At 65.9% G+C, this 21,730-nt stretch carries 19 protein-coding genes; 9 read left to right on the top strand and 10 right to left on the bottom strand.

What is annotated here, in order from left to right; genetic code table 11:
* Window positions 1-19 precede the first annotated feature (19 nt).
* From BBTA_RS31430 to BBTA_RS31450, 5 genes are all read left to right on the top strand, one after another.
* Window positions 20-1,543 (top strand): sugar ABC transporter ATP-binding protein, encoded by a 1,524-nt coding sequence (locus BBTA_RS31430; RefSeq protein WP_012046544.1) that lies wholly within the window; start codon window positions 20-22, stop codon window positions 1,541-1,543.
* Entirely contained in the window at window positions 1,536-2,576 is a 1,041-nt protein-coding gene (locus tag BBTA_RS31435; protein WP_012046545.1) for a ribose ABC transporter permease, read from the top strand. Before BBTA_RS31430 ends, BBTA_RS31435 begins: the two co-directional genes overlap by 8 nt.
* Window positions 2,577-2,678: 102 nt before the next feature.
* Window positions 2,679-3,626, top strand: coding sequence for an ABC transporter substrate-binding protein (locus BBTA_RS31440; RefSeq protein WP_012046546.1), 948 nt, complete (start codon window positions 2,679-2,681; stop codon window positions 3,624-3,626).
* Window positions 3,627-3,846: 220 nt separating this feature from the next.
* Window positions 3,847-4,185, top strand: coding sequence for a Rieske 2Fe-2S domain-containing protein (locus BBTA_RS31445; protein ID WP_041751005.1), 339 nt, complete (start codon window positions 3,847-3,849; stop codon window positions 4,183-4,185).
* Between the two features lie 87 nt (window positions 4,186-4,272).
* On the top strand, window positions 4,273-4,740 hold the full coding sequence (locus tag BBTA_RS31450; RefSeq protein WP_041751006.1) for a molecular chaperone DnaJ: 468 nt from the start codon (window positions 4,273-4,275) through the stop codon (window positions 4,738-4,740).
* A 159-nt stretch (window positions 4,741-4,899) separates the two neighbouring features.
* Here BBTA_RS31450 and adh read toward each other — a convergent pair whose 3' ends face one another.
* Both adh and BBTA_RS31460 read right to left on the bottom strand, forming a co-directional pair.
* The gene (gene adh / locus BBTA_RS31455) at window positions 4,900-6,417 is read right to left on the bottom strand and encodes an aldehyde dehydrogenase (RefSeq protein ID WP_041751007.1); all 1,518 of its coding nucleotides are present in this window, start codon (window positions 6,415-6,417) and stop codon (window positions 4,900-4,902) included.
* Window positions 6,418-6,564: 147 nt separating this feature from the next.
* Window positions 6,565-7,614, bottom strand: coding sequence for a helix-turn-helix domain-containing protein (locus BBTA_RS31460; protein ID WP_012046550.1), 1,050 nt, complete (start codon window positions 7,612-7,614; stop codon window positions 6,565-6,567).
* Between the two features lie 384 nt (window positions 7,615-7,998).
* On the opposite strand from BBTA_RS31460, the gene BBTA_RS31465 reads away from it, so the two are divergent.
* Window positions 7,999-10,191 carry a methyl-accepting chemotaxis protein gene (locus tag BBTA_RS31465; protein WP_041751008.1) on the top strand — a complete coding sequence of 731 codons (2,193 nt, stop codon included), beginning with the start codon at window positions 7,999-8,001 and terminating at the stop codon, window positions 10,189-10,191.
* A gap of 129 nt (window positions 10,192-10,320) precedes the next feature.
* On the opposite strand, the gene BBTA_RS31470 is transcribed toward BBTA_RS31465, so the two are convergent.
* Complete coding sequence (locus BBTA_RS31470; RefSeq protein ID WP_012046552.1) at window positions 10,321-11,973, bottom strand: outer membrane protein; 1,653 nt, start codon at window positions 11,971-11,973, stop codon at window positions 10,321-10,323.
* A gap of 611 nt (window positions 11,974-12,584) precedes the next feature.
* Window positions 12,585-13,565 (bottom strand): catalase family peroxidase, encoded by a 981-nt coding sequence (locus BBTA_RS31475; RefSeq protein WP_012046553.1) that lies wholly within the window; start codon window positions 13,563-13,565, stop codon window positions 12,585-12,587.
* A 471-nt stretch (window positions 13,566-14,036) separates the two neighbouring features.
* Here BBTA_RS31475 and BBTA_RS31480 point away from each other — a divergent pair, with 471 nt between their 5' ends.
* On the top strand, window positions 14,037-14,561 hold the full coding sequence (locus tag BBTA_RS31480; protein WP_012046554.1) for a ParB N-terminal domain-containing protein: 525 nt from the start codon (window positions 14,037-14,039) through the stop codon (window positions 14,559-14,561).
* A gap of 439 nt (window positions 14,562-15,000) precedes the next feature.
* Window positions 15,001-16,185: a cytochrome P450 gene (locus tag BBTA_RS31485; protein WP_012046555.1), complete on the top strand. Its 1,185-nt coding sequence runs from the start codon at window positions 15,001-15,003 to the stop codon at window positions 16,183-16,185.
* Between the two features lie 108 nt (window positions 16,186-16,293).
* Here the strand turns inward: BBTA_RS31485 and BBTA_RS31490 are convergent, their stop codons facing one another.
* Window positions 16,294-17,388 carry a sensor histidine kinase gene (locus tag BBTA_RS31490; RefSeq protein WP_012046556.1) on the bottom strand — a complete coding sequence of 365 codons (1,095 nt, stop codon included), beginning with the start codon at window positions 17,386-17,388 and terminating at the stop codon, window positions 16,294-16,296.
* A gap of 145 nt (window positions 17,389-17,533) precedes the next feature.
* Complete coding sequence (locus tag BBTA_RS31495) at window positions 17,534-18,220, bottom strand: Crp/Fnr family transcriptional regulator (RefSeq protein ID WP_041751009.1); 687 nt, start codon at window positions 18,218-18,220, stop codon at window positions 17,534-17,536.
* Window positions 18,221-18,396: 176 nt separating this feature from the next.
* Between BBTA_RS31495 and BBTA_RS31500 the strand changes: the two genes are divergently transcribed.
* On the top strand, window positions 18,397-18,591 hold the full coding sequence (locus BBTA_RS31500; protein WP_041751710.1) for a hypothetical protein: 195 nt from the start codon (window positions 18,397-18,399) through the stop codon (window positions 18,589-18,591).
* A 272-nt stretch (window positions 18,592-18,863) separates the two neighbouring features.
* On the opposite strand, the gene BBTA_RS31505 is transcribed toward BBTA_RS31500, so the two are convergent.
* From BBTA_RS31505 to BBTA_RS31520, 4 genes are read right to left on the bottom strand one after another with little or no spacing between them, the layout of a single operon-like run.
* A complete protein-coding gene (locus BBTA_RS31505; protein ID WP_012046559.1) occupies window positions 18,864-19,235 on the bottom strand; it encodes a hypothetical protein in 372 nt (123 codons plus the stop codon).
* Window positions 19,219-20,871 (bottom strand): IS66 family transposase, encoded by a 1,653-nt coding sequence (locus tag BBTA_RS31510; RefSeq protein WP_041751010.1) that lies wholly within the window; start codon window positions 20,869-20,871, stop codon window positions 19,219-19,221. The genes BBTA_RS31505 and BBTA_RS31510 overlap by 17 nt, the downstream gene beginning before the upstream one ends.
* A 59-nt stretch (window positions 20,872-20,930) precedes the next feature.
* Window positions 20,931-21,281: an IS66 family insertion sequence element accessory protein TnpB gene (tnpB, locus tag BBTA_RS31515; RefSeq protein WP_012046561.1), complete on the bottom strand. Its 351-nt coding sequence runs from the start codon at window positions 21,279-21,281 to the stop codon at window positions 20,931-20,933.
* Window positions 21,278-21,553, bottom strand: coding sequence for a transposase (locus tag BBTA_RS31520; RefSeq protein ID WP_049795419.1), 276 nt, complete (start codon window positions 21,551-21,553; stop codon window positions 21,278-21,280). Before BBTA_RS31520 ends, tnpB begins: the two co-directional genes overlap by 4 nt.
* Between the last annotated feature and the right edge of the window lie 177 nt (window positions 21,554-21,730).

A 21,730-nucleotide genomic window follows, 5' to 3' on the forward strand; every position in this document is an offset into this window, starting at 1 on the left:
ACGTGCGTTGGGAGGCACGATGAGCGGTCCGATCCTCGAGATGCGCGGGGTGTCGAAATCATTCTTCGGCATCAAGGCCCTGCAGAAGGTCGATCTGACCGTCTATGCCGGTGAAGTCCATGCTCTGATGGGCGAAAACGGCGCCGGCAAATCCACGCTCATGAAGATTCTCTCCGGCGCCTATCGGCCCGATCCGGGCGGCGAGATCCGGATCGACGGGCACCCGGTGCGCATCGAGGGACCGCTCGGCGGCCGCGCCGCGGGCATTTCCATCATCTACCAGGAGTTGTCACTGGCGCCAAACTTGACGGTCGCGGAGAATATCTATCTCGGCCGCGAAGTGTCGCAATCGGGCCTGTTGGCACGCGGGGCGATGCGCGAGGGCGTCGGTCCGATCCTGACGCGGCTGGGTGCTGATTTTGCAGCCTCGACGCTGGTCGCCGAGCTGTCGATGGGCCAGCGCCAGCTGGTCGAGATCGCCCGCGCGCTGCATGCGCGCTCCAAGATCCTGATCATGGACGAGCCGACCACATCGCTCTCGGCCGGCGAGAGCGAGAAACTGTTCGCGCTGATCCGCCAGCTGCGCGCCGAAGGGCTCGCGATCATCTATATCTCGCACCGCATGGACGAGGTCTATGCGCTCGGCGACCGCGTCACCGTGCTGCGCGACGGCCGCCTCGTCGGCTCGCTGGATAAGCCGGAGATCCGCGCCGACAGCATCGTCCGCATGATGGTCGGACGCGACGTGTCGTCGTTCTACAAGAAGGATCACGATCCGCATGCCAAGCGCGACCGCCCGGTGCTCACCGCGGTCGATCTCGGCGACGGCCATCGCGTCAAGGGCTGCTCGCTCACCGTGCATGCCGGCGAGGTCGTCGGCCTCGCCGGGCTGATCGGCGCCGGGCGCACCGAGCTCGCTCATCTGATCATCGGCGCCACGCCGAAGATGACCGGCCATGTCACGCTCGACGGCGAGCGGATCGAGATCGAGACGCCGCGCGACGCGCTTGACGCCGGCATCGCCTATCTCACCGAGGACCGCAAGGCGCTCGGCCTGTTCCTCGACATGTCCTGCGCCGACAACATCAACCTCGCAGTGATCGGGCGCGATGCGCGACTCGGCGGCGTTCTGGATCGCGACAAAGCGCGCCTGCGGGCCGACGAGGCGTTCAGCGCGCTCGGCATCCGGGCGCCCAATCCGGGCGTCACTGTCGGCGGCCTGTCGGGCGGCAACCAGCAGAAGGTGCTGCTGTCGCGCCTGCTCGCAACCGCGCCGAAAGTGCTGATCCTGGACGAGCCGACGCGCGGCGTCGACGTCGGGGCCAAGTCCGAGATCTATTCGATCATCGACAATCTCGCCAAGTCGGGTACCGCGATCCTGGTGATCTCCTCCGACCTGCCCGAGATTCTCGGCATCTGCGACCGCGTGCTGGTGATGCGCTGCGGCCAACTCGCCGGCGAGCTGCAACAGAGCGCAACAACTCCCATCACCCAGGAAGACATCATGGCACTGGCCACCGGGACGGAGCACGTCCATGCCTGACAACAGCCCCGCTCAAGCCAAGGCGGCGACCGCAGGCGGCCTGCCGGCCGCGCCGGACAGCAAGCAGCAGCGGCTGCGGCTGATGATCCGTGCCGCCGGCATGCTGCCGGTGCTGCTGATCCTGTGCATCGGCTTCCACATGCTGTCCGAAGGCCGCTTCTTCACCGGGCAGAATCTCGGCATCGTGCTGCAGCAGGCCGCGGTCAACACCGTGCTCGCGGCCGGCATGACCTTCGTGATCCTGACCGGTGGCATCGATCTGTCGGTCGGCTCGATCCTGGCCGCCGCGGCCATGGCCGGCCTGACGCTGTCCAAGATGCCTGATCTCGGCACGCTGTGGCTGCCGGCCGCGGTGCTGACGGGGCTGGCCTTCGGCGTCGTCAACGGCGCGCTGATCGCGCTGCTCCGGCTGCCGCCCTTCATCGTGACGCTGGGCTCGCTGACGGCGGTGCGCGGTCTGGCCCGCCTGATGGGCAGCGACACCACCGTGTTCAATCCATCGATTCCTTATGCCTTCATCGGCAATGCGTCGTTGACGCTCATCCCCGGCGTGGTCTCGATCCCATGGCTGTCGGTGATCGCGCTGTTGGTGATCCTCGGCTCCTGGCTGATCCTCCGCCGCACCGTGCTCGGCGTGCATATCTATGCGGTGGGCGGCAACGAGAGCGCGGCGCGGCTCGCCGGCATCAAGGTCTGGGCGGTATTGATCTTCGTCTATGGCATGTCCGGCCTGCTCGCCGGGCTCGGCGGCGGCATGCAGGCGGCCCGGCTCTATGCGGCAAACGGCCTGCAGCTCGGCCAATCCTATGAGCTCGACGCGATCACCGCCGTCATCCTCGGCGGCACCTCCTTCGTCGGCGGCATCGGCTCGATCTGGGGCACCCTGGTCGGCGCGCTGATCATCGCGGTGCTGTCGAACGGGCTGATCTTGGTCGGCGTGTCCGACATCTGGCAATACGTCATCAAGGGGCTCGTGATCATCGGCGCCGTCGCGCTCGACCGCTATCGCCTGCAGGGCTCGGCCCGTACCTGAGAGTTATCCATCGGCGGCCGCCGCCGGCGCTCGCCTCACGCTTCTTCCACGGCTGCTGGTCCACCGTGCGCAGGGATTGAAGAAGGACCAGGGAGGAACACCATGTTGAAGTCCATTTCGCTCGCCGGTGCCGCACTGGCGCTTGTCATGAGCTCCGCGCCGTCCTCGGCCAAGGAGCTGAAATCGATCGGCGTGTCGCTCGGCTCGCTCGGCAACCCGTTCTTCGTCGCCCTGTCCAAGGGCGCGGAGTTCGAGGCCAAGAAGACCAATCCCAACGTCAAGATCACCGCGGTCGGCTTCGAATATGACCTCGGCAAGCAGGTCACGCAGATCGACAATTTCATCGCCGCGGGCGTCGACATGATCCTGCTCAACCCCGGCGATCCCAAGGCCATCGGCCCCGCGATCAAGAAGGCGCAGGCGGCCGGCATCCTCGTGGTCGCGGTCGACACCGCCGCCGAAGGCGCCGATGCCACCGTCACGACCAACAACGTGCAGGCCGGCGAGATTTCCTGCCAGTACATCGTCGACAAGCTCGGCGGCAAAGGCGACGTGATCATCCAGAACGGACCGCAGGTGTCGGCCGTGATCGACCGCGTCAATGGCTGCAAGAGCGTGTTCGCCAAGGCGCCCGGCATCAAGGTGCTGTCGAGCGACCAGGACGGCAAGGGCTCGCGCGAAGGCGGCCTCACCGTCGCGCAGGGCTATCTGACGCGCTACCCGAAGATCGACGCGATCTTCGCCATCAACGATCCGCAGGCCATCGGCACCGACCTCGCCGCGCGCCAGCAGCAGCGCTCCGGAATCATCATCACCTCGGTCGACGGCGCTCCCGACATCGAGACCGCGTTGAAGGACCCGGCCTCGCCGCAGATCCGGGCCTCGGCCTCGCAGGACCCATTCTTCATGGCCCGCCGCGCCGTGCAGATCGGCGTCAGCATCCTCAACGGCCAGAAGCCCGCTTCGACCGTCGAGCTCCTGCCCTCCAAGCTGATCACGCGCGACAATGTCGCCGAGTACAAGGGCTGGACCTCGGAGCGGAAGGAGTAGCCAACGCAATTGCTCCGCGCAGCAGCTGATAGCATCGCGAACGCCGCCCATCACGGGCGGCGTTTTTTTGCTCCACCATGTGAGCTGGTCGCGCCGCTCGCGGCAAGCGTGACCCAGGAGTTGTCGCATTTGCGACAAGGCGCGCGACCCGTTTCGCTGTTTCCGCTGGTCCGGAACTTGCGTGGCCCTGCCTGACGTCACCCATCAGCAGGCGATCAGAATGGCTTTCACCGCAATCTGTCCGACAAGCGCCATCTCCGAGGGTGGCATGGGTTTGTATCAACTCGGCAAGAAGAGCGTGCTGCTGCTCTGGCCCGCGGGCGGCGAGCTCACCGCTTGGCGGGGCCGCTGCCCGCATGCCGACGTGCCGCTGACCGAGGCGACCTTCGATGGCAAGACCATCACCTGCCCGCACCATCAATGGGGCTTCGACGGCGCAAGCGGCAAATGCGTCACCCATCTCGTGCGCAATGCGCTGCATTCCTATCCGCTGCAGGTCACGGGCGATGAGATCCAGGTCGATGTCGGTCCGCTGAAGCCGGCCCGCACGTCGGCCTGACCCGGTGTTCGAAAGCTACCGCCGAGGCCAGGTCCGGCCATGGGAGCGGGCCTACGGACCGGTGACCCCATCAACGAGAGCGGCAGCATGACGAGCGCTGCGGAGTGGGTGATCTGGAACGGGTCGATCGGAATCGTCGACAGCGTCCGGCTCGGCCCCGTCATCGATGGCGCGGCCGGACGGCGCGTATCGCTCGCGCCGCCCTATGACGTCGTCGGACCGTTCAGCCTCGACGAGTTGGAGACACAGGGCCGCATCGCGTTCGGCGCCTGTCTGGTGATGTCGCAGCAGCGCTGGCGCCAGGATCAGGATGAGCTGCGCATCGCGGCGCGGGCCGCGCGCAGCGCTTTGCTGGATCAGCTCACACGCAACCAAGATGATGTCGCCTTCCGCACCATCCTCGAGCTGCCATTGCAAGGCAGCCTGACGACATCCGACATCAAGACCGCATTCCGCCGGCTCGCCAAATCAGCGCATCCCGACGCCGGCGGCAGCAGCGAGTTGTATCGGCGCATCTCCGAGGCCCGCGCGGCGCTGCTGGCGCGATTGGATTGAAGGTTGCGCGCACTGACGCGACCGACAGTCACGGCATGTCGAGCGGGATCCCCGCGGCGGTGAAGCCGTTCGGAACGCTCCCATGCGACGGGATGACCGGACTTCAGAAGCAAGAAGCCGGCCGGGGCGCTCATGCCCGACCGGCTCCTTCCCCAGCCGTCAGAAGAAGCCGAGCTTCTTCGGGCTGTAGCTGACCAGCATGTTCTTGGTCTGCTGATAGTGGTCGAGCATCACCTTGTGGGTTTCGCGTCCCACGCCCGACTGCTTGTAGCCGCCGAACGCCGCATGAGCGGGATAGGCGTGATAGCAGTTGGTCCACACGCGGCCGGCCTGAATGTTGCGGCCGAAGCGGTAGCAGGTATTGGCGTCGCGGCTCCACACGCCGGCACCGAGGCCGTAGAGCGTGTCGTTGGCGATCGCCAGCGCCTCGTCCTCGGTCTTGAAGGTGGTGACCGACACGACCGGGCCGAAGATCTCCTCCTGGAACACGCGCATCTTGTTGTGGCCCCTGAACACCGTCGGCTTGACGTAGTAGCCGCCGGCAAGATCACCGCCGAGCACGTTCCGCTCGCCGCCGATCAGGAGCTGCGCGCCTTCGTTCCTGCCGATCTCGATATAGGACAGGATCTTGGAGAGCTGCTCGGCAGACGCCTGCGCGCCGATCATGGTGGCCGGATCCAGCGGGCTGCCCTGCACGATGGCACCGACGCGCTGCAAGGCGCGCTCCATGAAGCGCTCATAGATCGATTCATGGATCAGCGCGCGGCTCGGACAGGTACAGACCTCACCCTGATTGAGCGCGAACATCACGAAGCCTTCGATCGCCTTGTCGAAGAAATCATCGTCCTCGGCGCAGACGTCCTTGAAGAAGATGTTGGGCGACTTGCCGCCGAGCTCGAGCGTCACCGGAATCAGGTTCTGCGAGGCATATTGCATGATCAGCCGCCCCGTCGAGGTCTCGCCGGTGAAGGCGATCTTGGCGATGCGGTTCGACGACGCCAGCGGCTTGCCGGCCTCCAGCCCGAAGCCGTTGACGACGTTGAGCACGCCCGCCGGCAGGAGATCGCCGATCAGATCCATCAGCACCAGGATCGAGGCCGGGGTCTGCTCGGCCGGCTTGAGCACGACGCAATTGCCCGCCGCGAGCGCCGGCGCAAGCTTCCACGCCGCCATCAGGATCGGGAAATTCCACGGGATGATCTGGCCGACCACGCCGAGCGGCTCGTGGAAGTGATAGGCGATGGTGTCGTGATCGATCTCCGCGATCGAGCCCTCCTGGGCGCGGATGACACCGGCGAAATAGCGGAAATGATCGATCGCGAGCGGAATGTCCGCCGCGGTGGTCTCGCGGATCGGTTTGCCATTGTCCCAGGTCTCGGCCAGCGCGAGCTTGGCGAGATTGGCCTCCATGCGGTCGGCGATCTTGTTCAGGATCTGCGCCCGCTCGGTGACGCTGGTGCGCGCCCAGCCATCCTTGGCCGCATGCGCGGCATCGAGCGCGGCCTCGATATCGGACGCATCGGAGCGCGCGATCTGGCACACCGGCTGGCCGGTGATCGGCGAGATGTTGTCGAAATATTTGCCGGCGTTGGGGGCCTTCCAGGCGCCGCCGATGAAATTGTCGTAACGCGCAGCGAAAGGCGGCTTGAGCGCCGCATGGACGTCAACCTTGGTCATTTGTCTCTCCCATTCACGCCGATGCACACGGCGTTGAGGAGAGGCTCCTTCAAACGGTGTCGGGAGACCAGGGGGCGTCATCAACCGGTCGGCTGAAGTGTCGCAGTCCTGCGACAGGTCGGCGGCGAATTGCGGATCCTCGCGCGATCACCGCTCGAGTCCGAGCCGCTTCATCTTCCGGTGCAGGGTCGCGCGCGACAGGTCCAATTCCTTCGCGGCCTTCGAGACGTTGCCGCCGGCGCGCGCCAGCGCCCGCTTCAACACGGCGCGTTCGGCCGCATCGATGTCGTCGCCTTCGGCACGCGCGCCCTTGATGAGATCGCCGGCGGGAACGGGACGCGACAACGCCGATGCCGACAGGCCGAGCGCACGGCGCGCCGACCGCGTCGCACCGATCACCAGATCATTGCGGTCGACTGCGAGGAGCGAGTTGATCTCGCGCTCGCTGTCCGGCGTCAGCACGATGCGCGCATGAGGAAAGGCTTGACGAAAATTCTCCGCCTCGATCATGCGCGCGGCGTCCGCCACCGTGGTCGCAATCAGGCGGCCGAAGCCTTCGGTGAGATCGGCGCGACAGGACGAGACATCGAGCGCCGCCTTGAGCTGGCCATGCTCGTCGAAGATCGGCGCGGTCGTACAGAACAGCCGCGTGTTGCGGGCGAGGTAATGCTGATCGCGATCGATGGTGAGCGGCCGTTTCTCGACCAGGCAGGTGCCGATCGCGTTGGTGCCCTCATGCCGCTCGCTCCATACCGCGCCGGTCCACAGCCCCCAGGATTCGAAGGTCGAGTCGTCGCCACGGGCGCCGCGGCGGTCGATCACGATGCCCTCGGCATCCGCCAGCAGCACCGAGCAGCCGACCCCACCGACCGCAAGGAACAGCCGTTCGAGGCTGGCCTGGGCAATCGCGAGCAGGCGTCCGAGCCGCTCGCGCGCGGCGGCGATTTCGGCCGCGGTCAAGCGGCAGGATGGCGCGTGGGTGGCCGGATCGAGCGCATGCAGCTGGCCGGAGCGGCGCCATGACGCCGCCAGCGCGGACACAGCCGCCGCCGGAGCGTTCTTGGGGTCGTCTTTGCTGTCGTGGTTGGGCTCGGCCTTGTCCTTTGGATCAGCTTTTGGATCAGCCTTCCTGGGATCACCTTTGACAACGGTATCCAGCACGCGGTCGGCATGCGCACTCTCGGGCGAGCGCCCCATGTCCCTCCTCCTGGCCTTCTCCCAAACGGTCGTTAGTTGCCATGCTAGAGCGAATACAGCACCCCAATTTGATCGACGTCAAGGAACGCCGCGAAGCCGGCACCTGCGCGCAGCGTCGACGAATCGATTCGCTGCGCCGTGCGCGCCGGATTGTTCAGCTACATCTCGCCTAGCGTGCATTAATAGGAAGATAGCAATCTCTGCGTTTCCCGGAAGACTACTGGGTGTCGCAGGGCTGCGACACTCTCGCGGCCGAAACGGCCGCAGAGACCGCAACCAGGACGGGTTCCTTAAACCCCGTTAATTCGAATTCCGGATGGTTCCCGCACACGCGCATCACACCGCCGAGGCTTGGCAGTGCGATGGCCACCGAGAGAGAGAAATATGCGCCTGACATCCTTTGCGGCAATACGCTCCATCCAGACCAAGATCGCCCTTATTGCAGGCGTGTGCCTCGCACTGACCTGCGTGATCCTGATCGGCTACGCCCTGTTCTCGACCCAGAGCATGAACCAATACGTCAATCACGAGGTGATGCAGCTGGTCGATCGCCAGACCAAAGAAAGCCTGATGAACCGCGCGGCCGCCGAGGCCAACGTCATCAAGGCCGAGCTGGAGGTCGGGTTCGACGCGGCACGCACCATGGCCCATTCGTTCGCCGTGCTGGCGGACGACAAGAGCGGGACGTCCGCCAGCGCCCGGCGCGCACAGCTCAACGCCGTTCTGCGCCACGTGCTCGAGCTCAACCCGGCCTTCAACGGCACCTATTCGGCGTGGGAGCCTGATGCGCTCGATGGCAACGATACCGCGTTCAAGGCGCGCAAGGAGTTCGGGTCCGACCAGACCGGCCGCTTCCTGCCCTATTGGACGAGAAGCGCTGGCGGCGCCATCGCCGTCCAGCCGCTGGTCGAGTATGACAGCAGCGAACGCCATCCGAACGGCCTCGTGAAGGGCGCCTGGTACATCAATCCGAGCACGACCGGGAAAGAGAACATTCTCGGGCCGCTGCCCTATATCGTTCAGGGCAAGCCGGTGTTTCTCGCCACGATGTCGGTCCCGGTGATGATCGACGGCAAGTTCCGCGGTCTCGCCGGCGCCGACTACAATCTCGACTTTGTGCAGAAGCTCGCCGAGAAGATCAACGCCTCCTTGTTCGACGGCAAGGGCAAGGTCGTGATCCTGAACGACACCGGGCTCGTCGTCGCCAACAGCGCCAATCAGAGCGTCATCGGCAAGGCCGCCACGGCCGCCGATCCGCACTGGGGTGACAGCGCCGCGATCGTGCGGGCCGGCAAAGGCGCGGTTCAGGACGATCCCAACGTGACCAACATCGATATCTACGCGCCGATCCAGTTCGGCCGCACCGATACGCCGTGGTCCGTCGTCATCTCCGAGCCGCGCGACGTGGTGCTGGCCGCGGCCAGGCAGCTCGATGCCTCGCTCAGCGGCCGTTCGACCGCCAGCACGGTCTGGCAGCTCGGGGTCGGCGTGGTGATCACCGCGCTGGCGATCTTCCTCATTTCGGTGGCCGCCCGCAGCATCGCCCGTCCGATCCGCGACTGCGCCGAATTCGCCGACGGCATCGCCAAGGGCGATTTCAACCAGACCCTGACGATCGAGCAGGCCGACGAGGTGGGCGCGCTCGCGACCTCGCTGAAGGCCATGCAAGGCGACCTGAAGCACAGCATCGCGCAACGTGCGGAGGATCAGGCGACCGCCGACGCGGAGCGCCGCCGCGCCATGAACGTGATGGCCGATCAGTTCGAAGCCTCCGTCGGCGGCATCGTCGAGACCGTTTCCGCGGCGTCGAGCACGCTGGAAACGTCGGCGGGAACGCTGAGCCGGACGGCGGAACGGGCCGAGACGCTGGCCACGACGGTCGCGGTGGCGTCCGAGCAGGCGTCGACCAATGTGCAGTCGGTGGCCTCGGCGACCGAGGAGATGGCCTCCTCGGTGACCGAGATCAGCCGTCAGGTGCAGCAATCTGCCCGCATGGCCAACGAGGCTGTCAGCCAGGCGCGAACCACGACCGGCCGGGTCGGCGAGCTGTCGAAGGCCGCGGCGCGGATCGGCGACGTCGTCGAGCTCATCAACACGATCGCCGGCCAGACCAACCTGCTCGCGCTCAACGCCACGATCGAGGCGGCGCGGGCGGGCGATGCCGGACGCGGCTTCGCCGTGGTCGCCACCGAGGTCAAGGCGCTCGCCGAGCAGACCGCCAAGGCGACCGGCGACATCGGCCAGCAGATCGCGGGCATCCAGGCGGCGACGCAGGAATCCGTCGGCGCCATCCGCGAGATCAGCGAGACCATCGAACGGCTGTCGGAGATCTCGGCCACCATCGCCGCCGCCGTCGAGGAACAGGGGGCGGCGACGCAGGAGATCTCGCGCAACGTTCAGCAGGCCGCCCAGGGCACGCAGCAGGTCTCGTCGAACATCACCGATGTCCAGCGCGGCGCGACGCAGACCGGGACGGCCTCCTCCGAGGTGCTCTCGGCGGCGAAGCTGCTGTCGCGCGACAGCGGCCGTCTCAAGGAGGAGGTCGGCAAGTTCCTGGTCTCCGTCCGCGCGAGCTGAGCAGGCGCGGAATCGGCGATCACCACCGGCGGCCGCCAGACCGCCGGCCGCCCGCACAAGTGACGAAAAGGCCGCCTGCACCAGCCCAGGCGGCCTTGTCGTCTTCTCTCGATCGAAACGGACGCGGCCTCAGCGGCCGGCGCGCGCGAGCATCTCGAACCGGTAGTTCACGCCGACCAGCGCGGTATGGATCTTGGTGTTCAGGCTGACGACATCGGGCCCGCCGGTCACCGCGGCCGCGCCCGGCAACCTGCCCGTCACCGTGCCGAAATCCGCATAATCATATTCGGCGAAGGCCGACCAGTTGCGGGCGAACATCCATTCGACGCCGGCGCCGACCGTCCAGCCGCTGCGGTTGAACGCCGCGCTTGCGGATTGACCGTTGGCGGCGTTGACCGCCGTTACGCTGGTCCGCGTCCAGGCCGCACCGCCGCGCGCATAGAGCAGCACCTCCGGGGTCACCAGATAGCCGGCCCGCACGGTCGCCGTATAGAGATTGCTGGTCCGCGCGTTCAAGGTCAGCTGCGGCGCCACCGCGGTGGAGGCGTTGATGATGCCGAGATCGGCCATCGCCTGGATGCCGAGCACGAATCGGTCGATCTGATAGTCGCAGCCGAGCTGCACGCCGCCGATCACGTCGCCGCCATTGCTCGCGACATTGGCCGGCGTCTGCAGCAGCGCCGCCTGTGGCAGCGGCGCGACGGCACCGGCGACAGGCGCAGGGTTCTGCGGCGTAGCGCCGCCATTATTGGCCTGGTTGTTGCCCTGATTGTTGTTACCTTGATTGTTGTTACCTTGGACCGGCGGTTGCTGTGGCGGCTGGCCGGCATTGTTGTTGGCGGGCGGGGTCTTCGGCGGCCAGCCGGGCTTGTGCGGCGGCACCGGCTTCCAGGCGTAACCGCCATGGTCATGCTTGCCGTCATCCTTGCCGTCATGCTTGGCCCAATCATTCTTGAACCAATTGTCCTTGCCCCAGTTATCCTTGCCCCAATTGTCCTTGCCGCCATGGCTCTTCCAGAGCTCGGCCTCGTGCTTGTCGGCGGCGGGCTGTGACGACCAGCCATAGCCCGGCCGCTCGTGATCGTCGTGGCGCAGCCAGGCCAGCCTGTCGGCGTAGCCGCTCGAATGCAGCTGCGACCAGCCCTCGCCGGCGTGCCTGTCGTCTTTATAGTTGCTGTCCTTGGAGGAGTAGTTGCTGTCCTTGGTGGACGGCGCATGCCATCCCCAGTCATGGTCGGCGTACTTGCTGCCGCCGTCCTTTGTCCCCCATTGCGGCCAATAATGACCATCATCACGATCGGGCTTGCCATGCTTGTGGCCGTACTGCCACCCATCATGATCCTTGCCGCCGTGATCATGGTTCGACGGCTGCCACCATCCCTTGTCGCCGTGCTGACCATAGACCGGCGGCTTGTATGGCGGCTTGCCGCCGCCAGTGTTCGGAGTGTTCGGCGGCGTAGGCACCGGCTTCGCGACGACCGGCGGATTGGCCGCCGGAGGGTTCGCTGGCGGAGCATTGCCGGCATTGCCGGCCGGCGGCGCGGCGGGCTGCAACACCGCCGGGACAGGCGCTGCGGCGGCATTGGCGCTGCGGCTCCAGGTCTGCTGCTGACGCGACCAGGCATAGCCGCCATTGGCGCCGGCATGACAGCCGCTCCACCTGTAGGCGACGATGTCGGGCGGTGGGAGCGGAGGAGGCAGAGCGAGATCAGTCGCCCAGACCGATGTCGTACTTCCCGCGAAAGTCGATAGGCAAAGACACACGCCAAATACGCGACGCATTGAACTCACAACTCCTGAACATATGCCGCAACAACGACGGCCGCATCAGGAGGATCAGAATGTGTCGCGAACTAATTGGAAAAATGTCAGCGCGATGGAATGCGCGTCGCGCCGTTCCCGCGCGCAAAATTCGACTCCGAGTGTTGCAAGGCCGCTGCAGGATTCCGGCAAAACCACGCTGGCGACAAACGACCATCGTGCCGCGTCGTCACCTCCGCGCGGCGGCCCGCACCGATGCAGATGCGGCGGAGAGCATGTGTGAAGGGACGAAACGCGCCGCGCCTGTCAGTCGTGCCGGCGAACTGATCGCCGCGCGTGACGCGGTCGGCTCACGAGTTGCGACGCTGCGTCGTCGACGTGTCGTCCCCCGAAGCGGCGCGCGGGCCCATGCAACTCACAACATCACGCGGCGTGCGCGCGCCAATTCGGCCGTCAGCTCGCCGCGATGATGCGCGTGGTGTGGCGCAGCCGGCGCGAGGATTTGGCGATCATCGGTCAAGCGTGGTGAAAGCGTGTCGCGCCTCGGCGGCGGCCGATCCCGGCCATGATCATGGCGGCGCGCGGCGTGACGCAGGATCCGAATCGAGCCTGCGTCACGGCGTGGAGGGAGATCAGGGATTGCGCCGGGAGAACGAGATGGCGTAGGCGCCGTTGCGGATGTCGATCATCGGATCGTCCGAGGCCTCGATGCCGTCGGTGAGCTGACCCGGCAGGAACAAGAGCTTCTTCTGCGCGGCGTCGCTGTCGTCGACCGCCTTGTCGATCGTCAGCGTGCCGAGCGCGGCCAGCTTGCGATCGGCGGGCCACGGCTTGGCGGGATCCTTGGTGTCGTCGCCGGCGGCCGCGAGCTGCGCCATGAAGCGGAATGCGACCGGCCCCTGCTTCAGCCGCGCCGGCAGCTCGGTCATCAGGAAGTCCGGCGCGCGCTTGGCGGCGTCGGCCTTGTCGAGATGCACCACCTTCTCCGGCAGCATCTGCCAGCGCACCGCCTGCCTGGCGCCAGCCTTGTTGACGAGCATAAAGGCGTTGACGCCGAAATACGCCTCGTTGGCGAAGCTGTCCGGCGTCGCGATGGTGCCGAGCGCGGCCGGCACCGACGGATGGCTGCCGATGAACTGCTCGAGCCTGGTCGGCTTGGCCGCGCCCGGCCCGCTGTCGGCGATCGCCAGGAACAGGTCGCGCAGCTCCGCACCGGTCGAGACGGGAAAGAATTTCAGCGAGTTGATGACGAGGTCCATGTCGCTGCCGTCGGCGAGGTGAAACTTCACCGCCATGCCATGCGGATTGGCGTCGTCGGAGCCGTCGGGCAGGTTCGGCACGCCGGTGGAATCCGAGAACCGCACCGTCACCGGGATCTCGCCGCCGCTGAACAGCGACGCCCGGCTCAGGCTCGCCGCCTCGGCCGACGGCTTGAACTTGCCCTCGACCACCACGCCCTTGGCGTGATTGGCGCGGAAGCCGGCGTGGACGCCGAACACCTTGTTCATGGCATCGACGAGCTGCTGCTCGACCGGTGCGTCCTGGGCGAAGGCTGCGACGGGCCAGGCGAGGCTGATCCCGGCGAGGGCGGCAACGAGCGTGCGTGTCTTCATGAGTGACATCTCCTGTGAGGCGATGCAGCATAGCAGCACCCATTGACGCGCGAACGACTTTCGGTTGCAGCGGTGTGCAGCGCATCTCAGCGAAAGAATGGAACTGACGGCCCGCTTGCGGCCATGTGTGGCGACCCCGCCTGCAGCTTCCCTCTCCATGAGGGGCAAAAGCCGAGGCACTGCACACCGGACCATGAACACGCCGAGAGGCGTGTTCATAGAGAAGCACGCGGCTCATGGCCCATGTGCAGCTCCGGCTGCGGTGTGAAACCCTCAGGATGACGCCCTCGGCGGCCCGGCAGCCCCGAACCGTGACATCGCGCGCGCCTTGCGGTCGCCGGCGGAATGTCCCTATTGTATCCGCGCGTGCCCGCGTCTCCATCGCCTCCGCGATGCCTCGGTCCGGATCCGGCATCGTGACGATGTTCGACCGTGAGGTCGGACCGGCGCGCTTATGACGGAGTTCCAACAGTGCCCGCACCGGAAAGCTTCCCCATCGACAAGATCCACGTCCCCGACAGGAAGCGCAAGGCGCTGAAGCCGGAGGCGGTCGAGGAGCTTGCCGAGAGCATCCTGGAGGCGGGCCAGCGCGAGCCCATCCTCATCCGCCGCGAGAAGGACCATTTTGTGCTGGTCGAAGGCCTGCACCGTTTGGAGGCCTGCAAGGCCCTCGGCGAGCCCGCCATCAAGGGCCGGCTGATCTCAGCCGAGGAGGCCCGCTTGCGCGAGCTGCCGCCACCGCCGCCAGATCCGGAGCGCGAGAAGATGGAGCGCCTGCGCAAGCTGCGGCTGGAGAAAGAGGAAGCCGAGAAGCTCGCCGCGGCGGCGCGAGGCGGCTCGGCCGCCCACGCCGCGACGCGCGCGCGCGGGGCAGCCGACACCACCAGCCGAACCGGCCGCGCAGGGGCCGCCAAGCCGGCGCGGGCCGCCGCCGCCGCGCCGAAGACGCTGTCCGACTGGATCAAGCAACAGGAGCGCAGCGGCGGCCGCTACTGACGATGTCCGCGCCGCCTCGCGGATGGCGTTCCGCACCCGCTGGCACGCCGGCGCGCTCAAATCCACCGATCGGACTTCTGCGCGTCTCTCGACGCCCGCCCCTGCCGTCATGGCCGGGACGGAGCCTGACCATGACGTCGGGGATAGAGCTGAGACCAACTTGCATCAGACCATGCGATCGTCTGCAGGCCGCGAACTCCGTGACCGCGGCGCAGCACCACGGTTCATTCTTCGCCCGTCAGCCACTGCCATCGAGAGAACATCGCGAGACCGTTCCGCCCTGCGGATCCGCTGACGTCGCGGAACGGGCGAGGTCAACATTGGTTTATGACAGGCGCTGATCGCCGGCCAACGCATCGGACCAGCATTGCACGGGTCCGGTCCCGCCCCTATCCTTCGGGCACGACACGCGCTGACCCGCATCCCACAGGAGCGCCCCATGCCGATCGCGAGCCTGGCTCCCCTGGACGAGACCATCACCATCGCGGAGCTGACGCGCGATCCCTATCCGATCTATCAGCGCCTGCGGCGCGACGCGCCGGTGCTGCGGGTCAAGTCGGTGGGCCGGACGTTCCTCACCAAGGCGGCCGACACCAAATATGTGAAGGACAACGCGGCACTGTTCTCGTCCGACGATCCGAACACGCCGATGAAGCGCGCCTTTCTCGCGCATACCTTGATGCGCAAGGACCATGATGAGCACCGCGCCGAGCGCATGGCGATGATGCCGGCCTTGATGCCGAAGACGATCGAGCAGGAGTGGGGGCCGCTCTACACGACATTCGCCGCTGACTATCTCGACCGCCTGCCGCGCGGCGAGGTGGTCGATCTCTTCCCTGCGCTCGCCGGCCCGCTGGCCGCGCGCATCCTGGCGCATGTGATGGGCATTCCGGACGCCAGCGACGCGGACATGCAGCGCTGGTCGCAGACTCTGATCGACGGCGCCGGCAATTTCGGCTGGACGCCGGGGCCGTTCGACGCGACCGACATCGCCAATGCGGAGATGGACCGCTGTATCCGCGCCAACATGGCGCGCGTGCGCAATGAACCGGACTCCTCCGCGCTGTCCTTCATGGTGAACGCGAAGAAACCCATCCCCGAGAGCCAGATCATCGCCAACATCAAGATCGCGATCGGCGGCGGCATCAACGAGCCGCGCGACGCGCTGCTGACGATCCTCTACGGCCTGCTCACCAATCCGGAGCAACTCGAAGCCGTGCGCGCGCAGGACAAATGGCGCTCCGCCTTCGAGGAAGGCGTGCGCTGGGTGGCGCCGATCCAGGCAAGCTCACGCCTGGTGATGGAGGACACCGAGATCCGCGGCTGCCTGATCCCGAAGGGCGACACCATGATGACCATCCAGGCCTCCGCCAACCGCGACGAGGACCTGTTCGAGGACGGCGAGACCTACAACGCCCTGCGCGACCCCAACCCGCACCAATCCTTCGGCAACGGCCCCCACCACTGCGCCGGCGCCCACCTCTCCCGCCGCACCGTCGGCGCGATTCTGTTGCCAATGCTGTTCGAGCGGTTTCCCAAGATGACGCTGCCCGATCCGGCGAGCGTGCGGTGGCATGGGTTTGGATTCCGTGGGCCGCTCAATTTGCCGGTGAGGCTACAATAGGATCGGCGCCAGAGGCTGGCGCTTCGTGGGCCTGAGTTCGCCAGATCCGGCCGCGGCTTAGTGAGGATCATGATCCCCACGGCACGGCGATCACGCCGCCTCATGGCGTCATTCGGCATGCTCCCTGGTCCGGGAAGCGGCCGGCGGGCTCGCTCCAGCCGAGACGGTGCGTGTCGCCGCAGCGGCGCGCCGAACCGTGACGATCGTGCCAGGCCGGCCGGCCACGGTCGTGACGTCGGCGCCGAGCTGCTTGGCCAGGGCCGCGATGATGCCGGTGCCGAGCCCGCCCTTGACCCGGCCGTTCACCTGCGCCTTGCCCGTTCCATTGTCTGAGACGGACAGCGTCCAGCCGGCGCCGCAGGACTCGTAGGACACGACGATCAGCCCATTCGCGGCGTCCTCGGGAAAGGCATGCTTGAGAGAGTTGATGACGAGCTCGGTGACGATCAGTCCGAGGCTTTCGGCTTCGCTTGTCGTCGCCTTGCCGCCGCCACGGGTCTCGATCCTGATCCGCTGGTGGTCGGCGATCATCGATTGCGCGATCGCCTGGCAGAGCCTTGCGAAATGCGGGCCCAGCGCGACCACCCCGCTACGCGCGGAGGCGTGGAGACTCTGCTGGATGTTGGCGAACGAGATGACCCGATCGCGGGCGTCGTCGAGATGACGTCGCGCCTCCTCCGAGCTGACGGACCGTGCCTTCAACGAGATGATGCTGGCGATGATCGCCAGGCTGTTGCCGACGCGGTGCTGGAACTCTTCGAGCAGCACGTCCTTCTGACGCAGCAGTTCCTCGTTCTGCCGCGCCAGATCGCGCTGTCGGGTCACGTCCTCGAGGCCGAGCAGGATGGTGGTGTGGGCGCCCACCGTGTAGGACACCTGCCGGGCGTTCAGGCGCATGACGCGCGGTCCGACGCCGGGGAACGTGTGCTCCACCTCGAAATCGTTCAGCGCCGTGGTGTTGCAGACCATCTGGCCCAGCCACGACCTCAGTGCCGGAATGTTCCAGGCGCCGTCACCCAGCTCATAGAATGGTTTTCCCAGCACCGCCTCCGAGGACGCGGCGAAGGTGAGATAGAACGAACGGCTGGCGGCAATCACGCGCAGATCATGGTCCAGGACGAGCAGCGGCTCCCGCACGGTATCCACGATGGCTTCGGCAAGTGCACACGCGTCAGACGCGTTGGAGAACTGCTGCTTGAACATCGTCCCCTCCTACTCAACACCCCCAGCCCGTCACGAGCGCGTCGAGCCTCTCGCCTGCGGCGAAACGACATCCAGAACTCGCCGGAGTTCCGTCTGTGCAAAACAGACCACGGCCTGGCGCTGAATCGTGATCGGAGGTCGAACATCAGACCTGCTGCTCGGCCTGCAGATTGTCGTTGAGGACCGCCTGCAGCAGCGCGGGATAGACCACGATTTCCCCGTCATATTCGATCAGGCCCGCCTTCCTGAACTTGTTCATGAAATGACTCACGCGCGACCGCGTCGTGCCGATCATTTCCGCCATGGTCTCCTGGCTGATCTTCGGAATGATCGGCTGCGGCGTTCCGCCGCGGCCATAATTGGCCATGGTCAGGAGCAGCCGCGCCAGCCGCTGCTCGCTGCTGTGGAAGAGCTGGTCGATCAGGTCCGCTTCGAACCGGCCGATCCTGGCGAGCAGGAACGCGATGAACATCTCCGCGAGCTCAGCGTGGCGGCGAAGCGCCGTGATTATGGTATTCCTGGCGATGGCGATGACCACGCAATCCTGCAGGGCGCAGGCCGATCCGTTGTGCAGCGCCTGCCGCGTCAGGCAGCCTTCGCCAAAGAACTGCCCGGCAGCGACGATGCCGACGACAGCTTCCTTCCCGACGTCGTTGACGACGGCGAGCTTGATCTTTCCCTGCTGGAGAAAGAACAGCGTGTCGGCCGGATCCCCCTGGACGAAGACGCTTTGCCCCCTGGGAACCCTCAGGACCTTCTGGCCGGCACAGATCTTGTCGAGAAAGGCCTTTGGATCAAATCTGGCGAGGTTCGAACTCGGCACAGCACCCATCCTGGTTGATGGACATGCCAAGGTCTTACGGGGGAAACCGCCTCTCGTTTTGCGCTACATCAAATGGTGCAGCGCGGCTCGATAGAGAGCATGACCGCAATGTCATGCGGGCGCGGAACATTCTTGGCATCCCGCGGTTCGTCCTGGCTGGGGAAACGACAACCAAGGAGTTCACCATGGCAAGAGACGAGCACAACAAGGCGGCCGAGCACCACGACAACGCGGCCAAGGCCCATCGTTCCGCCGCCGAGTTGCACGGCAAGGGGGATCACGCGAAGGGCAAGGAGCACGCCAGCAGCGCGAAGCAGCACTCGCAGACGGCCAGCCAGCACAGTGAGCAGGCGCACGCAAAGAGCCAACAGCAGAAGTAACGTGCCGGAAAGGGCCCGGGCCACCCCGGGCCTTGCCCTATTCGGTCGGGTTGAACCGGCGCGCGCACTCGTCGACGGCAGCGATCCGTTGACGCCGAACAACGAACGTCGCGCCGCCGGCGGACGATCCATCCTTGCGCGAAGACCCATCTTTGCGATCGGTGAGACTCGCAGCCCTCGCGCTTCGATCCGTCAACCGTGATGATCGGCCACTTGTCGTGGTTGCACGGACCAAGCTGCGTATGCATCCGGCCGAGACCGCGGCAGATCTGTTACGCGATTTGCCACGCGACGTGATCGTATCGTGCTCCATCATTGACGAAGAAGTACGCAATCGCTTTGTAGCATTCTTCTAGAACTATGCACCAGGATAGGGGATGTTCGTCGACCTCCCCGTTGGAGAGTGTGTAAGCGCAGGTTCCCTGACGGTCTTGGTTACCCTTTGTCACGACGCCGCTATCACCATTGAACCGCAGATACATAAGCCAGGCGTGGCTACCATTGCGCAGCATGGCTAAGGACTGACCGTTCGGTACCGAGATCCAGAGTTCGAACTGCGGTTGCTTGTCGAAGCGATCCAGAGCAAGGCTCAGATGCTCGACAGAGGCAATCGACAAGTCAGTTCCGTTAAACGTGATCTTCATCTGAGCGGGCAGCGGCGACAAGGGTTCTGGGTTTTGACCAATTCCACGGCAGCAGCTCGTCGAGCCTCGACGCCGGATGATCATTGATCCGCAGCAGCACGTCGGTCAACCAGGCCAGCGGATCGAGATCGTTGAGCTTGGCGGTCTGGATCAGGGTGTAGATGGCGGCGGCACGGCGGCCGCCATCGTCGGAGCCGGCGAAGGTCCAGTTCTTGCGGCCGACGGCTACGGCGCGCAGTTCGCGTTCGGCGGCATTGTTGGTCATGCACAGGCGACCATCGTCGATGAAGCGTGTGAACACCTGCCAGCGCTTGAGACTGTAGTCGATCGCCTTGGCGGTCTCGCTCTTGCCGGAGAGCTTGGCGCGGCGGTCGCGCAGGAAGGCGTGAAGCTCATCGACTAGCGGGCGGCTGCGTGCGTCGCGCACGGCTTTGCGCTCGTGGGCTGGCAGACCGTTGATCTCGCGTTCGATCGCAAACAGCGCGTCGATCTTCGCGATCGCCTCGATCGCGATCGGCGCTTTCTTCAGCCGCGCGATCTCGAAGAACTTGCGCCGTGCATGCGCCCAGCAGCCGACCTCGATGATCGGGCCCGGCTTGCGCGAGGCCTCGTAGAGGCGGTTGAAGCCGGCATAGGCGTCCGCCTGCATCGGTCCGGCATAGCCGGCAAGATGCGTCTCGGGATGCGCACCGGAGCGGTCAGGCGAGTAGAAGAACAAGGCTGCCGGCGGCGCGTGCCCGGCAAAGGGACGATCGTCGCGGACATAGGTCCAAACGCGCCCCGTGCGCGTTTTGCCCTTGGCCAGAACCGGCACCGTGGTGTCGTCGACGTGGAGACGCTCGCCTGCAAGTACGTGCGTCTTGATCGCCTCGACCAGCGGCATCAAGGTCGCAGCTGCCGCGCCGACCCAGTCGGCCAGCGTGGAGACATCGAGCGCCACGCCCTCATGCGCATAGGTCGTGCTCTGCCGATTGAGCGGCAGGTGCAGTCCGTATTTGGCGAATAGGATGTGCGCCAGCAGGCGCGGCCCCGCGCGTCCACGTGAGATCGGGTGGAACGGCGCCGGAGGCTGCGTGATCGCCTCGCAGGCACGACAGGAGAACTTCTCTCGGACGTGCTGGATCACCTTCCACTGTCGTGGAACGAGCTCCAGCGTCTCCGTGACGTCCTCGCCGATCTTGCGCAGCCTGTCGCCACCGCAGCACGGGCAATGGGCCGGTGCAGGATGCACGATGCGCTCGCGCGGTAAGTGCTCGGGCAGCGGCCGCCGCGCCGGCTGCCGGCGCTCGAACGGGCGCACGTCGATCTTCTCGGCCTTGGCTCGTTCGGCTGCCATTTGCGCCGCAGCTTCTGCCTCGGCCGCATCCTCTTCGAGATCGGCAAGTTCGAGTTCGAGCTGCTCAAGCACCGATGCACGTTCTGACGAGGGCCCGAACTGCTCGTGCTTGAGCTTGGCGATCGTGAACTTCATCTGCTCGATCAGCAGCGTGCGGGAGCGGACCTCGGCTTCGAGATTGCGCGCCTTGGCTTCTGCCGCGAGCTGGGCTGCCGTCGCCTCGGTGAGCGCCGCCTGGCCAGCGAGCACCAGCGCCTTCAGCGTCGCGACATCATCGGGGAGCGAATCGGCTGTGATCATCGACAGGGATGGAATCACAGCTCCGCCCGGCACGCATCAGTGCCGTTACGTTCGAGCGCTCAACCAACAGCTTCCGGGCGCCACGTCCGCTGCGGATGCCGCCAGTCGATGCCTTCAAGCAGATAGCCGAGCTGGGCCGGCGTGATCGTCACCGCTCCGTCCACAGCCTGTGGCCAGATGAAGCGGCCGCGCTCCAGCCGCTTGGCGAACAGGCACATGCCCTGACCGTCGTGCCACAGCACCTTGATCAGGCCGCCGCTGCGGCCGCGGAACACGAACAGATGACCGCCATGCGGATCGCGCTTCAAGGTCTCCTGCACCAGCAGCGCCAGGCCGTCGAGGCCCTTGCGCATGTCGGTATGGCCGGTCGCCAACCAGACCTGGGTCCCGGAGGGGATCGGGATCGTCATCGCGAGCCCGCTCGGAGTGCCGTGATCACCGCCGTCACCGTCGCAGCATCCGCCGCGCCGCTGACGCGGATCTTGGTCTCAGTCCCGATCTCGACTTCGATAAGCCCCTGCGTCGGAGCGGCCGCAGCGTGAGGATCGGCTGCAATCTTCACAGCGGCGAAGCCGAGGGCAGCAGCCTCCTTGCCGCAAAGCTGCTGGCGCCAGCGGAACACCTGGCTGGAATGCACACCGAACGCCCGCGCCACACCCAGGATTGTCGCTCCCGGCTGCAGCGCGGCAGCGACGTCCGCCGAAGATCACTGGATTATGCGTCTAATCTCTTGAATGTTCGAACCACCGATTGACCACCGCTACACCGTGAACGAACGTGGAAGCTCGTTAGTCAACGCCACGAAAAACGTCAATGTTCTCCGAGACCTTCGAGCAAGCAGGCCCGCTCATAACGGTCT

This window comes from Bradyrhizobium sp. BTAi1 (assembly GCF_000015165.1).
GTDB classification, from domain to species: Bacteria; Pseudomonadota; Alphaproteobacteria; order Rhizobiales; family Xanthobacteraceae; genus Bradyrhizobium; species Bradyrhizobium denitrificans.